9 protein-coding genes are annotated in these 15,221 nt (G+C 60.2%); 5 read left to right on the forward strand and 4 right to left on the reverse strand.

The window, feature by feature from the left end; translation table 11 throughout:
- Positions 1-93: 93 nt before the first annotated feature.
- Complete coding sequence (locus tag ACOYXH_RS28490) at positions 94-2,700, reverse strand: hypothetical protein (RefSeq protein WP_460410138.1); 2,607 nt, start codon at positions 2,698-2,700, stop codon at positions 94-96.
- A gap of 210 nt (positions 2,701-2,910) precedes the next feature.
- Here ACOYXH_RS28490 and ACOYXH_RS28495 point away from each other — a divergent pair, with 210 nt between their 5' ends.
- The 4 genes from ACOYXH_RS28495 (at position 2,911) to ACOYXH_RS28510 (ending at position 12,370) form a co-directional block, all read left to right on the forward strand.
- Positions 2,911-5,223 carry a YgiQ family radical SAM protein gene (locus tag ACOYXH_RS28495; protein WP_460066931.1) on the forward strand — a complete coding sequence of 771 codons (2,313 nt, stop codon included), beginning with the start codon at positions 2,911-2,913 and terminating at the stop codon, positions 5,221-5,223.
- Between the two features lie 406 nt (positions 5,224-5,629).
- Positions 5,630-8,905 (forward strand): transglutaminase family protein, encoded by a 3,276-nt coding sequence (locus ACOYXH_RS28500; RefSeq protein WP_220557492.1) that lies wholly within the window; start codon positions 5,630-5,632, stop codon positions 8,903-8,905.
- Between the two features lie 88 nt (positions 8,906-8,993).
- Complete coding sequence (locus ACOYXH_RS28505; RefSeq protein ID WP_220557494.1) at positions 8,994-11,480, forward strand: circularly permuted type 2 ATP-grasp protein; 2,487 nt, start codon at positions 8,994-8,996, stop codon at positions 11,478-11,480.
- The gene (locus tag ACOYXH_RS28510; protein WP_258709160.1) at positions 11,480-12,370 is read left to right on the forward strand and encodes a transglutaminase family protein; all 891 of its coding nucleotides are present in this window, start codon (positions 11,480-11,482) and stop codon (positions 12,368-12,370) included. The genes ACOYXH_RS28505 and ACOYXH_RS28510 overlap by 1 nt, the downstream gene beginning before the upstream one ends.
- A gap of 210 nt (positions 12,371-12,580) precedes the next feature.
- On the opposite strand, the gene ACOYXH_RS28515 is transcribed toward ACOYXH_RS28510, so the two are convergent.
- Complete coding sequence (locus tag ACOYXH_RS28515; RefSeq protein WP_095047310.1) at positions 12,581-12,778, reverse strand: hypothetical protein; 198 nt, start codon at positions 12,776-12,778, stop codon at positions 12,581-12,583.
- A gap of 68 nt (positions 12,779-12,846) precedes the next feature.
- Complete coding sequence (locus ACOYXH_RS28520; RefSeq protein ID WP_460066936.1) at positions 12,847-13,434, reverse strand: LOG family protein; 588 nt, start codon at positions 13,432-13,434, stop codon at positions 12,847-12,849.
- Between the two features lie 340 nt (positions 13,435-13,774).
- On the opposite strand from ACOYXH_RS28520, the gene azu reads away from it, so the two are divergent.
- The gene (gene azu / locus ACOYXH_RS28525) at positions 13,775-14,218 is read left to right on the forward strand and encodes an azurin (RefSeq protein WP_095047311.1); all 444 of its coding nucleotides are present in this window, start codon (positions 13,775-13,777) and stop codon (positions 14,216-14,218) included.
- A gap of 172 nt (positions 14,219-14,390) precedes the next feature.
- Here the strand turns inward: azu and nadE are convergent, their stop codons facing one another.
- Entirely contained in the window at positions 14,391-15,218 is an 828-nt protein-coding gene (gene nadE, locus ACOYXH_RS28530) for an ammonia-dependent NAD(+) synthetase (RefSeq protein WP_093430191.1), read from the reverse strand.
- Positions 15,219-15,221 lie beyond the last annotated feature (3 nt).

Genomic DNA, 15,221 nt, shown 5'->3' on the forward strand with positions numbered 1-15,221 from the left:
CTATCCTTGCAGGTTTGCGCATCAGTTCGCCTGAACGGGAGCTGATGGCAGGGGCGGCGTCATTGCCTGATTGATCGTGTGGCCCTGAGTCCTTTACTCAGGCCTGGAAGGCACGCCAGCCGGGCTGGCCAGTGCAAATATTTTGCTCGCGGTCTTGCCATCGAAGGTCTGGCGCCAGATGGCCACGTGCGGCAAGCCAGCCTGTTCATCGCGGCGCTGAGACTCGATGCCGCGTCGGCTCTGTTCGAGGGTTTTGAGGTGACCGCCTCTTGTGGTGAAATTCAGCGGCGCGGCGTCGTGTTGGTCGTAGTGGAAATGTGCCTCCCACAAGGGGGCGTCGTCGGCGCGATCAGTGATCGAATAAACGTCGAGAAACGACTTGCCCTTGCCTTTGCCCGATGGCTTGCGATCAACGGTTTTGCTCACGCTGACTTCGTCGGCATCCATCAGATAGTTCAAACGCATGATGTCGAGCACGTCCCTGTTCTTGTACATGCGCACCAGAACACTTTGGCCATGCGCGTCCAGTGACTCGGCAGCGCTTCGCAAGCGCGTAGCCAGGTCGAGGATTTCGGTGTCCGCGTCTTCATGGCTTTCCAGGCGCCTTGCCTGCTCGTTCAGTCGCTCAGTCTCTTTACTCAGGTCTTCGACAATATCGGTCGGATTGGTTTTTCTCGCCTCGTCCACCCTGGCCTTGGCAACGTGTTGTTCGACGTCGGCCAGTAACCGGTTGGCCTCGGCGACCAGCTGTGGTCTGGGTGTACTGGTGATGGGCAGGCGCACTGGCAACCATTCGCCTTGTCTTTTTTCGTAGCGAGCGGATGGAGAGCCGGGGCGCAACGGGTCCGGAACCCTGACGATGACATTGCCGTCCTGAGCCGTTTCCGTTTCACCGACCAGAACCCGGTAAGTACCGTGTTGGCGGACCCGGAAAACTTTCCTGGGCGTTAACGGGCGGGAGCTTTCGGAAAGGTCGGGGAGCGTTGGAAGGAAGTCAAAATCGATATCGTGGTCGATGTTGGGCAGTTCGCGGTCGCGCCCGATCGACTCCAGAATGTCGCTGAGCCTGTTATCGATTCGCCTCTCGAGTGGGTCGATCAAACTGAGGATTTCCTTGAGGTACCCGGCCCGAGAGGCATCGCTGTCAGCGTGGGTGGCCAGTTGCATTTCAAATCGTGATTTGTCCGCCCTGATCTGATCCAGGCTCAAAAGCAGTGCCATGGGGTGCTCGTGTTGCGGAATGTTTTTCAGGTCTCCGGTGACCAGATCGACGCAGGAAAGCGACGGCATGGTGGTATTGGGCGAATGGTCGGGCGTGCCCGCATACAGGTGCACGTAGAGGGTCAGCTTGTTGAAGTTGATGCGCTCGGGCGACGGCACTTGCTGCCTGATTTCTTCGAGTATCGGTGCCGCTCCCGGGTCGGCTTTTCTGATTTCTGCCAACACCACTTCACGTTCTTCGATAAACCTCAGCTTCTTGTTCAGGTGAGGGATGATCCGCTTGCAACTGTCGGCATCCAGACTGGAGACGGTAGGCTTGACCCGCAGGTCCATGGCCGCCATGAGGCGGTTTAGAAATTCGGCGCGTTCTATGCGGAAAGTCTGCAGTTCCTGCTTGAATAGCCCGCTGGCTTTCGCAAGGGTCAGCCATTTTCTGTTGAGCACCAGCGACTCTACGAAATCCGCCTGTTTTTGCACATGCTTGAGCAAATGCACTTCCAGGCTCAGCAGTTTTGCGTTTTGCTCTGCACTGCCCTGCGGCAGTTTCTGGGTTTCTGCCCAGAGCGTGTTGTGGCGCTCCGACGAATTCGTCAATTCCGTGTGGGCCTTTTGAAAAGGCTCATGCATCTGCAACAACGTGTCTTTACTCAGGCGGGCAATCTCCGCGTCCTGAATACCTCCCTTCAGCTCTGGCAAATGATAAACCCAGCGATTGCCCTCATCGCGCCGCACAGTCCGCGTTTCGCCGCTGCGGCTGGCGCGGTAGATATTGGCGATATCGGTTGCCACGGGGTCTTTCGGGTTGACGATACGCCACGCTTTTTGTGTCGCCGTGGAGGCACTCACATCGTGCATGACCTGATAAACGTGGTTGTGCAGGGACAGGTACAGTCGGCCCTCGTGGCGCAATAACCCGTCGCTGTCGGCCTTGGCGCGTGTGATTTCGAGATCCGTGCGCAACGTCTGCAGGTGAGGGTCAATCAAGGTCACGGCGTCACCGTCCTTGAGCGAATGCCACAGGCCACTGTCGGCGTCGCGCAGCAGTAGCGGACCCGTGGCAACCCGCTCGGCTGCGAGTTGGGCGCGGTAGAGGCCGGTCTGCGGATCGATGCCGACCATCACGATGCTGCCGTGCGCGACATCGACGTATTCGCGGCCCTTGTACATCCTCAAGCCCTCGGTATTGGCCTGGGGCAAACGGTCAGGTGCGGGGATACGGTAACTCTCCAGCGATTTTGCTCCCGTTGCGCCCGTTTTCACCGAGGCGGTTGCTGTGTGCGTGATGACGACGGGAGACGGTCTTGTTACCTCAGGGCTGGCAGTGCCGTGAGTGCCGCCCGGACGCGTCGCAGAGGAGACAGGCAGGGACGGTTCAGGCCCCGTCCGTGGCGCTCGCCCGGTATTGCCTTGCTGCGGCGCATCCGGGCTGGTTGGGGTCTTGACTTTGATGCTGCCCTTGGCGGGCTGTTTGGGTGACATTGCTTCATCCTTGAAGGGTTGCCACATCAGTCGGCGCAGGCACCGGACTGATGAATGTTAAGTTTGAACGATGGATTTTTTTGCCTGTTACGGGGTATCGGGCAGGCTCGACGCGGGTTGTAAGAGAAACCGACCATTGCCGTCGGAATTGGTTATTTTTTGTGCTATATTCCGCGCCCGCGAATTTTCACTTCAACACCGGTCGTCGACATGCAAGCAGCCAAGCCGTTATTTGACTATCCAAAATATTGGGCCGAATGTTTCGGGCCAGCGCCATTCCTGCCGATGAGCAGGGAGGAGATGGATCAGCTTGGCTGGGATTCGTGCGACATCATCATTGTTACCGGTGATGCCTACGTCGATCACCCGTCGTTTGGCATGGCGATCATTGGCCGGCTGCTGGAGTCCCAGGGCTTCCGTGTCGGGATCATTGCCCAGCCGAACTGGCAGTCCAAAGACGATTTCATGAAGCTCGGCGAGCCGAACCTGTTCTTCGGGGTTGCGGCGGGCAACATGGACTCGATGATCAATCGCTACACCGCGGACAAGAAAATCCGTTCCGACGACGCCTATACGCCCGGCGGCATGGCCGGCAAGCGTCCGGACCGCGCGAGCCTGGTCTACAGCCAGCGCTGCAAAGAAGCCTACAAGCACGTGCCGATCGTGCTCGGCGGCATCGAAGCGTCCCTGCGCCGCATTGCCCACTACGACTACTGGCAGGATCGCGTGCGTAACTCGATCCTGATCGACGCCAGCGCCGACATTCTGCTGTACGGCAACGCCGAGCGCGCGATCGTCGAAGTCGCCCAGCGCCTGTCCTACGGGCACAAGATCGAAGACATCACCGATGTGCGCGGCACCGCGTTCATCCGTCGCGATACGCCGAAAGACTGGTACGAAGTCGACTCGACGCGTATCGACCGTCCGGGCAAGGTCGACAAGATCATCAACCCGTACGTGAACACTCAGGACACCCAGGCCTGCGCCATCGAGCAGGAAAAAGGTCCGGTCGACGATCCGCAGGAAGCCAAGGTCGTACAGATCCTGGCCAGCCCGCGCATGACCCGTGACAAGACCGTGATTCGCCTGCCATCGGTAGAAAAGGTGCGCGGCGACGCCGTTCTGTATGCCCACGCCAACCGCGTGCTGCACCTCGAAACCAACCCGGGCAACGCCCGTGCGCTGGTGCAGAAGCACGGTGAAGTCGACGTCTGGTTCAACCCGCCGCCGATTCCGATGACCACTGAAGAAATGGACTACGTGTTCGGCATGCCTTACGCCCGTGTCCCGCACCCGGCGTACGGCAAGGAGAAGATCCCGGCCTACGACATGATCCGTTTCTCGGTGAACATCATGCGTGGCTGCTTCGGTGGCTGCACCTTCTGCTCGATCACCGAACACGAAGGCCGGATCATCCAGAACCGTTCCGAAGAGTCGATCATTCGCGAAATCGAAGAGATCCGCGACAAGGTGCCAGGTTTCACCGGCGTCATTTCCGACCTCGGCGGCCCGACCGCGAACATGTACCGCATCGCCTGCAAGACACCGGAAATCGAATCCGCGTGCCGCAAGCCGTCCTGCGTGTTCCCGGGCATCTGCCCGAACTTGAACACCGACCACTCGTCGTTGATTCAGCTGTACCGCAGTGCTCGTGCTTTGCCGGGTGTGAAGAAAATCCTGATCGCCTCCGGCCTGCGTTACGACCTCGCGGTCGAATCGCCGGAGTACGTCAAAGAGCTGGTGACCCACCACGTCGGTGGCTACCTGAAGATCGCCCCGGAACACACCGAGGAAGGTCCGCTCAATCAGATGATGAAACCGGGCATCGGCAGCTATGACAAGTTCAAGCGCATGTTCGAGAAGTACACCAAGGAAGCGGGCAAAGAGCAGTACCTGATTCCGTACTTCATCGCCGCCCACCCAGGCACCACCGACGAAGACATGATGAACCTGGCACTGTGGCTCAAGGGCAACGGCTTCCGCGCCGACCAGGTGCAGGCGTTCTACCCGTCGCCGATGGCCACCGCCACCGCGATGTACCACTCGGGCAAGAACCCGCTGCGCAAGGTCACCTACAAGAGCGACGGCGTGACCATCGTCAAGAGCGAAGAGCAGCGTCGTCTGCACAAGGCGTTCTTGCGTTATCACGACCCGAAAGGCTGGCCGATGCTGCGTGAAGCGCTGATCCGCATGGGCCGCGCTGATCTGATCGGTTCGGGCAAGGATCAGTTGATCCCGACCCATCAACCGGCGACCGACAGCTACCAGAGCGCCCGTCGCAAGAACTCGACGCCAGCCGGCAGCCATAAAGTGGCGAAGGACGCTAAAGAGAAGACCACCAAGATTCTCACCCAGCACACTGGCTTGCCGCCACGTGCCAGTGATGGTGGTAACCCTTGGGACAAGCGGGAGCAGGCCAAGGCGGCGGCGTTTGCCCGTAACCAGCAGGCTGCGAAAGAGCGTAAAGAAGCCGCGAAAGGCAAAGGGCCGAAGCCGACCCGTAAGCCGGTCGTACCGCGCTAAGTTGCTTTTTAGCTGAACAGAACGCCAACCTTCGGGTTGGCGTTTTGCGTTTCTGCCGTTGGATTTATGCAGGCCGCAAGATCCATCCCCCTCACCCCAACCCTCTCCCCCAAGGGGGCGAGGGGGAAGGGAGCAGATCGCTGTGCTTTTCAAAATCGAAGTTCGACTCGAAGTTTCAGGTCGGTGTAGCTCGCTTAGTCAACTCGGTCAGTCCCCTCTCCCTCTGGGAGAGGGTTAGGGTGAGGGGCTCTTCGCAACATTTACGTGCAATCAGCCCAAACCATTTCCCCGCATCGCCCGATTTTGGTGCTGTACTGCCCTAAGCATTCCGGGAAAGCGCCCAAGCCTCTGCATGGCATAAGTTTTGCGCGCTTTCGAATACGCTTAGGCTCGCAGGAGGCACGCCGTGTCGATTCATGTCGCATTGCATCACGTCACGCATTACCGCTATGACCGCGCTGTCGAACTCGGCCCGCAGATCGTACGTCTGCGCCCGGCCGCCCACAGCCGCACGCGGATTCTGTCGTATGCCCTGAAAGTCTCGCCCGAGCAGCATTTCATCAACTGGCAGCAAGACCCGCAGGGCAACTACCTCGCGCGATTGGTGTTTCCCGAGAAAACCAATGAGTTGCGCATCGAGGTCGATCTGCTCGCCGAAATGGCGGTGTTCAACCCGTTCGACTTCTTCCTCGAACCCTACGCCGAGAAAATCCCTTTCTCCTACGCCGCCGATGAGCGCAAGGAACTGGCGCCGTACCTCGAAACCCTGCCGCTGACGCCGAAATTCAAAGCCTATCTGGACGCCATCGACCGCACGCCGCTGCCGGCGGTGGACTTCCTTGTGGCGCTCAACCAGCGCTTGAGCGAAGACATCGGCTACCTGATTCGCATGGAGCCGGGCGTGCAGACCCCGGAACACACCCTTGAACACGCCTCCGGTTCCTGCCGCGATTCGGCGTGGTTGCTGGTGCAACTGCTGCGCAACCTCGGGTTGGCCGCGCGGTTTGTCTCCGGTTATCTGATTCAACTGACCGCCGACGTGAAAAGCCTCGATGGCCCGTCCGGCACTGAAGTCGATTTCACTGACCTGCACGCCTGGTGCGAGGTGTATCTGCCTGGCGCTGGCTGGATCGGCCTGGACGCCACGTCCGGGCTGTTCGCCGGCGAAGGGCATATCCCCTTGGCGTGTAGTCCCGATCCGTCCTCGGCGGCACCGATCAGTGGCTTGGTCGAGCCGTGCGAATGTGAATTCAGCCATGAAATGTCGGTGGAGCGGATATGGGAGGCGCCGCGCGTCACCAAGCCCTACACCGACGAGCAGTGGCTAGCGATTCAGGCACTGGGACGGCAGATCGATGCCGATCTGCTGGCGGATGACGTGCGCCTGACCATGGGCGGCGAGCCGACCTTCGTTTCCATCGATGACCCGGATGGCGCCGAGTGGAACACCGCCGCGCTGGGGCCGGCCAAGCGGCGACTTTCCGCTGAACTGTTCCAGCGCATGCGCAAGCATTACGCGCCGCAGGGTCTGGTGCATTTCGGCCAGGGCAAGTGGTATCCCGGCGAGCAACTGCCGCGTTGGTCGCTCAATTGCTATTGGCGCCGCGACGGCGTGCCGATCTGGCACAACAACGCACTGATCGCCGATGAGCAGCAGGACTACGGAGCGGATGGCGAGTTGGCCGGACGCTTCCTCGCCAGTGTCGCCGAGCGCCTGAAATTGCCTACACGTTTTGTCTTCCCGGCCTACGAAGACAATTTCTACTACCTCTGGCGCGAGGGCACGTTGCCGAGCAATGTCAGCGCCGAAGATTCACGTCTTGAGGAACCGCTTGAGCGCGCACGCTTGCGCAAGGTGTTCAGTCAGGGCCTGAACAAGGTGATCGGCCAGGTATTGCCGCTGGCGCGCACCGCCAAGGGTGATCAATGGCAGAGCGGGCGCTGGTACCTGCGTGACGAGCATTGCCGACTGGTGCCGGGGGATTCGCCGTTGGGCTATCGCCTGCCGTTGGGGTCGCAGCCGTGGGTGAAGGCCGCCGAGTATCCGTTCATTCATCCTCAGGATCCGAATCAAGACTTGCCTGAGTTGCCGGAAACCGCGCAGCTCAACAGTCATGGCGAACCTGCCACGACAGACGAACGCGTGCCGAAAATCGACGAATCCGCCGACTGGCTGACCCGCACCGCGTTTTGCGCCGAGGCCCGCGAGGGGCGTTTGTACCTGTTCATGCCGCCGCTGGAGCGGGTTGAGGATTATCTGGAACTGGTGGCCGCCATCGAAGCCACCGCCGAAGAGCTGCATTGCCCGGTGCTGCTGGAAGGCTATGAGCCGCCGAGCGATCCGCGTCTGAGCAATTTCCGCATCACCCCGGACCCGGGTGTGATCGAGGTCAATGTGCAGCCGTCGGCGACTTGGGACGAGTTGGTCGAACGCACCGAATTTCTCTATGAAGAGGCGCGCCAGACCCGCCTGACCACCGAGAAATTCATGATCGACGGTCGTCACACCGGCACCGGCGGTGGTAACCATTTCGTTCTCGGTGGGGCGACGCCGGCGGACTCACCGTTTCTGCGCCGCCCGGATCTGCTGCGCAGCCTGATCAGTTACTGGCACAACCATCCATCGTTGTCGTATCTGTTTTCCGGCTTGTTCATTGGCCCGACGTCTCAGGCACCGCGTGTCGATGAGGCGCGTAATGATGCTTTATATGAACTGGAAATCGCTTTTGCGCAGATGCCGGAGCCGGGCGAGGAATGCGCGCCGTGGCTGGTTGATCGACTGCTGCGCAACCTGCTGATCGACGTCACCGGCAATACGCACCGTGCCGAGTTCTGCATCGACAAACTGTATTCACCGGACGGCGCCACCGGGCGTCTCGGCTTGCTTGAGCTGCGTGCCTTTGAAATGCCGCCCCATGCGCGCATGAGCCTGGCCCAGCAGTTGTTGCTGCGGGCGCTGGTCGCGCGTTTCTGGCGCGAACCTTATGCGCCGCCGAAACTGGCGCGCTGGGGCACTGAACTGCACGACCGTTTCCTGCTGCCGCACTTTATCGAACAGGATTTCGCCGATGTCATCGTCGAACTGAACAACGCCGGTTATCCGCTGCGCGCGGAATGGTTCGCAGCGCATCTGGAGTTTCGTTTTCCCAAGGTCGGCGATTACGCCGTCAACGGCATCGAACTGGAGCTGCGTCAGGCGCTGGAACCGTGGCATGTCCTGGGCGAGGAGGGCGCGGCTGGCGGCACGGTGCGTTATGTCGACTCATCGCTGGAGCGTTTGCAGGTCAAGCTCAAAGGCCTGCCGCCGCAGCGCTATATGCTGACCTGTAACGGCATCGCCGTGCCGTTGCATCCGACCGGACGGGTTGGCGAGTTTGTCGCGGGTGTGCGTTACCGCGCATGGCAGCCGGCCAACTGCTTGCAACCGACCATCCCCGTGCACGCACCGCTGGTGTTCGACCTGCTCGACACCTGGATGGGCCGCTCGCTGGGCGGTTGTCAGTACCACGTCGCGCATCCGGGCGGGCGCAATTACGAGACGTTGCCGGTCAATGCCAACGAAGCCGAGAGCCGGCGGATGGCGCGATTCTTCCGCGTCGGACACACGCCGGGGAAACTTCCTGTACCGAATATAGAAATCAGTGACGAGCTACCGATGACAATCGATTTGCGACGTTTCTAAGGCCTACGCGACACGCGGATTTTTCGTATATCCGCGCGTCATGTGGCTGCGTTAGTCTGACCGTTCCTTGCTGTCTGCCGAGCTTTCCATGCCTGACCTGCTAGACCGCTACCCGCTTACGGCGGGCACTTATCACGAACTGCTCGACGGCAGTGGCGCGGTGCGCCCGCACTGGCGGCGTTTGTTCGATCAGTTGCAGCGCAGCACGCCGGCGCAACTGGTGCAGCGTCAGGCACTGCTGGCGCGGCAGATTCAGGAAAACGGCGTCACCTATAACGTCTATGCCGATCCCAAGGGCGCTGATCGGCCGTGGGAGCTGGATCTGCTGCCCCACGTGATTGCTGCGGATGAATGGCAGCAACTGTCGGCAGGTATCGCCCAGCGTGCGCGACTGCTCAATGCGGTGCTGGCCGATTTGTATGGGCCGCAGCGGCTGATCAGCGAAGGCTTGTTGCCGGCAGAGCTGGTGTTCGGCCACAACAATTTTCTCTGGCCGTGTCAGCATGTCGCGCTGCCGGAAGAGACGTTTCTGCACCTGTACGCCGTGGATCTGGCGCGTACACCGGACGGGCGCTGGTGGGTCACCGCCGATCGTACGCAAGCGCCATCCGGCGCCGGCTATGCCTTGGAAAACCGCACCATCGTGTCGCGCGCCTTTCCCGAGTTGTACCGGGATCTGAAGGTGCAGCATCTGGCCGGCTTCTTCCGCACATTGCAGGAAACCCTCGCGCGACAAGCGCCCAGTGACGATGACGCGCCGCTGGTGGTGTTGCTCACGCCGGGGCGCTTCAATGAAAGCTATTTCGAACATTTGTATCTGGCTCGGCAACTTGGTTATCCGCTGGTCGAGGGCGGTGACCTGACGGTGCGCGACGCCACGGTCTACCTGAAAACCCTCAGTGGTTTGCGTCGGGTGCATGCGATCATGCGCCGGCTCGATGATGATTTCTGCGATCCGCTGGAGTTGCGCACGGACTCGGCACTCGGCGTTCCCGGGTTGCTTGAGGCAGTACGCCAAGGGCGCGTTCTGGTCGCCAATGCGCTGGGTAGCGGCGTGCTGGAGTCGCCGGGATTGCTGGGCTTTCTGCCGAAGATCAACCAATACCTGTTTGGCGAAGAACTGATTTTGCCGTCGATCGCGACGTGGTGGTGCGGTGAGGCGCCGGTGTTGGCCCAAGCCCTGGAAAAACTGCCCGAACTGCTGATCAAACCAGCATTTCCTTCGCAGAGCTTCGCGCCGGTCTTTGGCCGTGATCTGAGTGAAAAACAGCGTCAGGCGCTTGCCGAGCGCATGCAGGCGCGTCCTTATGCTTATGTGGCGCAAGAATTGGCTCAACTGTCCCAGGCACCGATCTGGCAGGCGGAAAATGGTCAACTGCAACCACGGGCGATCGGCATGCGCATGTACGCCGTGGCGGGTGCTGACGGTTATCGCGTGCTGCCCGGTGGTCTGACCCGGGTGGCCGCCGAGGCTGATGCCGAAGTAGTGTCGATGCAGCGCGGTGGGGCGAGCAAAGACACTTGGATACTCGGTGATCGTCCGCCCAGTGGCGAGCAGTGGAAGAGTCAGCGCAGCGTTGGGGTCCATGATCTGGTACGGCGCGACCCGTATCTGCCCTCACGGGTGGTGGAGAACCTGTTCTGGTTCGGCCGATACTGCGAGCGCTGTGATGACAGTGCGCGGTTGCTGCGCATCATGCTCGCGCGGTATGTCGACGGCGACGACCCGCAAGCGTTGCAGGCGGCGGTCGATCTCGGTGAGCGGTTGACGTTGTTGCCGGATGAAGGAGAACTTCCCGAGCGCTTGCTCGCTGCATTGCTCGGTGAAGACTGGTCGTTCAGCCTGCGCGCCAACCTGCAGCGTTTGCAGTGGGCGGCCTCGCAGGTGCGTGGCAAGCTTTCGCGGGAGAACTGGCAGGCGCTGGTGGAGTTGCAGCGCGAAGCGATGGAACTGGATACCGACGAACCCGACTTTGGCGAACTGCTGGACTTCCTCAACCGGCTGGTGATGTCGCTGGCGGCGCTTTCCGGGTTTGCCCTCGACGACATGACCCGCGACGAAGGCTGGCGCTTTCTGATGATCGGCCGGCGCATTGAGCGTCTGCAGTTTCTCAGCAGCAGTCTGGCGGCATTTCTGCGCGGCGCCGGGGCGTTCGATCAAGCGGGCCTCGAATGGCTGCTGGAACTGGGCAACAGCAGTATCACCTACCGTTCGCGTTATCTGGCCGTGGCGCAATTGATTCCGGTGCTCGACCTGTTGTTGCTCGACGAGCAGAACCCGCACGCGGTGTTGTTTCAGTTGAAACTGGTGACCCGCACCTTGAAACGTTTGAACGATGATTTCGCGGCGCCGCGGGAAGCGGCATTGTCGCAACTGGTCGAGCGTCTGGCGCGGTTTGATCTGGGATGTCTGGAGAATCCGCTGTTCGGGGAATCCAGCGTACGAGCCGCTCTGAATGGTCTGGCGGATCTGCTGCAGGACATTGCCGAGGCCAGCGGGCAGGTGTCGGATCGTCTGGCCCTGCGCCATTTCGCCCATGTCGATGATGTCAGCCAGCGCACGGTGTCCGTTTGATGAATGCTCGCTACCTGATCCTCCACGACACCTGTTACCACTACGACAGTCCGGTGTCCCTGGCGCAGCAACTGGCGCACTTGTGGCCGCGTGAATGTGCCTGGCAGCGTTGCACCGAACAGCAATTGCTGATCAGCCCGGACCCGACAGCCCGCCGTGATGAACTCGACGTGTTTGGCAATCCGCTGACCCGGCTGGCCTTCGAACGGCCTCACGATGAATTGCAGGTCAATGCTCGGCTGACTGTTGAGGTGCTGGCGCGGCCGGTGCTGGACTTCAGTCAGTCGCCCGCCTGGGAGCTGACCCGCGATGCGCTGACCTACAGCAGTCAACCGCTTTCCGCTGAGTTGCTCGAAGCTTGTCGCTACCGGTTCCAGTCCCCTTACGTGCACTTGAAAAGCAGCTTCGTCGAGTTTTCGCAAAGTTGTTTTCCGCCGGGCAGGCCGTTGCTGCTGGGTGTGCAGGACTTGATGCAGAAGATCTTCAGTGAATTCACCTTTGATGCCGAGGCGACCCAGGTGGCGACACCGCTGGTGGAAGTGCTGGAACGGCGGCGCGGGGTCTGTCAGGACTTCGCTCACCTGATGCTGGCGTGCGTGCGCTCGCGAGGGCTGGCAGCGCGTTATATCAGCGGCTATCTGCTGACCCAGCCACCGCCGGGGCAACCACGCCTGATCGGCGCTGATGCGTCGCACGCCTGGGTGTCGGTGTTTTGTCCGGTGCTGGGCTGGGTGGATTTCGATCCGACCAACAATGTGCAGCCGGCGCAGGAACACATCACGCTGGCGTGGGGGAGGGATTTTTCCGATGTGTCACCGTTGCGCGGGGTGATTCTGGGCGGCGGCAATCATGACCCGGAAGTGCGCGTCACCGTGATGCCCCTGGATTAACGACGATGAAACTGTAGGAGTGAGCCTGCTCGCGATAGCGGTGTGTCAGCAGCAAATATTTACACTGATACACCGCTTTCGCGAGCAGGCTCGCTCCCACAGGGGATTTTGGTGTATTGGGGAGGGGAAGGGCTGTGAGGGCCGGCAGTGGAACCGCCAGCCCCGTCACAAATCCGCAGGGTCTGATTCGATGATCAAACCCGGTGGGGTTCAGGCGTCGGGCGCCTGATCTTTCGGTGTTTCAGTCGCTTCGGTTGCATCAACATCATCTTGCGTCGCCACTTCACCGTCAGGGTTCAGTGCCGCTTCCTCAGCGGTTTGTTTCTTGCGCTGAAGCTTTTCCTCTTTCTTCTGTTCCTTTGCCAGGTCTCGTTGACGTTTGGCGAAGGAGTAATTGGGTTTGGCCATGGGCGATCCTCTTGGGTCGAAGGTGAGGTTGAGCGGCGCATATTCTGCCTTGTATCGGTGCCTCGTGGTTAGCCGGGTTTTTGGTCGACCCATTTTGGCGTGACGGTCGGCTTCCAGTTATCCAGGGCATCGAGCAGCGTTTGCGCTGATTCACTCACTTGCAGCATGTCACGGTGTGGCGCGCGAACGAAGCCTTCGCCGACGATATGGTCAAGAAATGCGGTGAGTTTGCTGTAGAAACCGTTCACTTCCAGCAAACCCAACGGCTTGCCGTGGTAGCCGAGCTGGCCCCAGGTCCATACTTCGAATAGTTCTTCCAGCGTGCCGAGGCCGCCGGGCAGGGCGATGAAGGCGTCGCTCAGCTCGGCCATGCGTGCCTTGCGCGCGTGCATGCCGTCGACCACTTCCAGGCGCGTCAGGCTTTTATGGCCGATTTCCTTGTCCATCAGGCTCTGCGGGATGATCCCGATGACTTCACCGCCAGCAGCCAGCGCGGCATCGGCGACAATTCCCATCAAACCCACGGCGCCACCGCCGTAGACCAGGGTCAATTTACGTTCGGCCAAGGCCCGGCCAAGGGCGGCGGCGGCTTCGGTGTAGGCCGGAACAGTGCCGGCGTTGGCACCGCAAAATACACACACGGATTTCAGAGACATGCCTTCCTCCTGGGTCAATCCGTCACAGGGTAATGGCTGGCAAGCCTCGATCCAAGGCCTAAACTTCGCGTTCAGGCGATTCAAAGGTACCGCTGGCGCCACAGGCGTAGGCGGCGAGCAAACTGCACAAAAGACCGTTAAAGAACATGATAGGCACTCCGTCTCAGTAGATGCGCCGATCATACGGCCGGCCGTTGCATCTGGCCGTTAGATTGTTTCGATGAATGTCATAGCCTGAAAGTTGTATACAATTTTTGACTCAAGTCATAGGAACTTGCGAAGATTTCAGGCAGTCTTTCCATCATTCGTGTTTTTGTTAACCCTGCCTTGGAGATTCACCATGTTTTCCAAAGTTGTTGCGGTATCCCTGCTGGCGTTGGCCAGCAGCCAATTGATGGCTGCTGAGTGCAAAACCACCGTTGACTCCACCGATCAGATGTCCTTCAGCACCAAAGCCATCGAAATCGACAAGAGCTGCAAGACTTTCACTATCGAACTGACTCACTCCGGCAACCTGCCGAAGAACGTCATGGGCCATAACCTGGTGATTAGCAAAGAAGCTGACATGCAGCCGATCGCCACCGCTGGCCTGGCCGCCGGTATCGACAAGAACTACCTGCCGGAAGGTGACGCACGCATCATCGCTCACACCAAGATCATCGGCGCCAAGGAAACCGATTCGCTGACCTTTGACGTAGCGAAGATTGCTGATGGCGGCTACGGCTTCTTCTGCTCGTTCCCTGGCCACATCTCGATGATGAAAGGCACGATTACTGTCAAGTAATCAGGACCACCGCGTTATCGTTCTTCGCCAGCAGGCTCGCTCCCACAGGTTTGCGCCGTCAATGTGGGAGCGAGCCTACTCGCGAAGGGGCCATCTGCATCAACTGATGTCTGGGCCAAAGAAAAGCCCGCTGAGGATCACTCCTCAGCGGGCTTTTTCATTCCATCAGCGCTTACGGCGCAAACGGCATCACGCGCTTGTGATGGGTCTTGTTGTAGGTCGCAACGATGATGTCGAACGCTTCCTGACGCACCGGTTCGCCGTGCAGGAACGCATCGATCTCGGCATACGTCACGCCATGCGAAGCCTCATCAGGTTTGCCCGGCGACAAATCCTCAAGGTCCGCCGTGGGCACTTTCTCGACCAGCGACTCCGGCGCACCAAAGCTGCGCGCAATCGCACGAACCTGATTTTTCACCAGACCACTGAGCGGTGCCAGGTCGCAGGCACCGTCACCGAACTTGGTGAAGAAACCCATCACCGCTTCCGCCGCATGATCGGTACCGATCACCAGACCGTGCGCCGCGCCGGCGATGGTGTACTGAGCAACCATGCGCATCCGCGCCTTGGTGTTGCCCAGTACGAAATCCACCGACACCGCGTGCTTGCCTTCAAACGCCGCCACTTCACTGGCCAGCGACTTCACCGCCGGGCCGATATTTACGGTATGGCGCTCGTCCGGCGCGATGAAATCCACCGAGGCCTGGGCGTCGTGTTCGTCAAACTGGGTTTCGTAAGGCAGACGCACGGCGATGAATTTGTAGCTGTTGTCGCCGGTCTGGTCACGCAACTCGCGCATCGCCCGCTGGGCCAGCAGGCCGGCGGTCAGTGAGTCGACGCCGCCACTGATGCCCAGCACCAGCGTCTTGAGCCCGGAATTGACCAGGCAATCCTGAATAAAGGTGATGCGCCGGGCGACTTCGGCCTGCAGGGCCTTGTGGTCGGCGAACGGCGGTTGCACCTTGAGCTGTTCAGCAATCTCACGCTGTACGGCTTGCATGAA

Source organism: Pseudomonas sp. Mb7 (genome assembly GCF_054790525.1).

Excerpts from the sequence above, each read along its gene's own strand:
- ACOYXH_RS28495 (WP_460066931.1), top strand. The coding sequence starts at position 2,911 with ATGCAAGCAGCCAAGCCGTTATTTGACTATCCAAAATATTGGGCCGAA.
- ACOYXH_RS28505 (WP_220557494.1), top strand. The coding sequence starts at position 8,994 with ATGCCTGACCTGCTAGACCGCTACCCGCTTACGGCGGGCACTTATCAC.
- ACOYXH_RS28520 (WP_460066936.1), bottom strand. The coding sequence starts at position 13,434 with ATGTCTCTGAAATCCGTGTGTGTATTTTGCGGTGCCAACGCCGGCACT.
- azu (WP_095047311.1), top strand. The coding sequence starts at position 13,775 with ATGTTTTCCAAAGTTGTTGCGGTATCCCTGCTGGCGTTGGCCAGCAGC.
- ACOYXH_RS28490 (WP_460410138.1), bottom strand. The coding sequence starts at position 2,700 with ATGTCACCCAAACAGCCCGCCAAGGGCAGCATCAAAGTCAAGACCCCA.
- ACOYXH_RS28515 (WP_095047310.1), bottom strand. The coding sequence starts at position 12,778 with ATGGCCAAACCCAATTACTCCTTCGCCAAACGTCAACGAGACCTGGCA.
- ACOYXH_RS28510 (WP_258709160.1), top strand. The coding sequence starts at position 11,480 with ATGAATGCTCGCTACCTGATCCTCCACGACACCTGTTACCACTACGAC.
- nadE (WP_093430191.1), bottom strand. The coding sequence starts at position 15,218 with ATGCAAGCCGTACAGCGTGAGATTGCTGAACAGCTCAAGGTGCAACCG.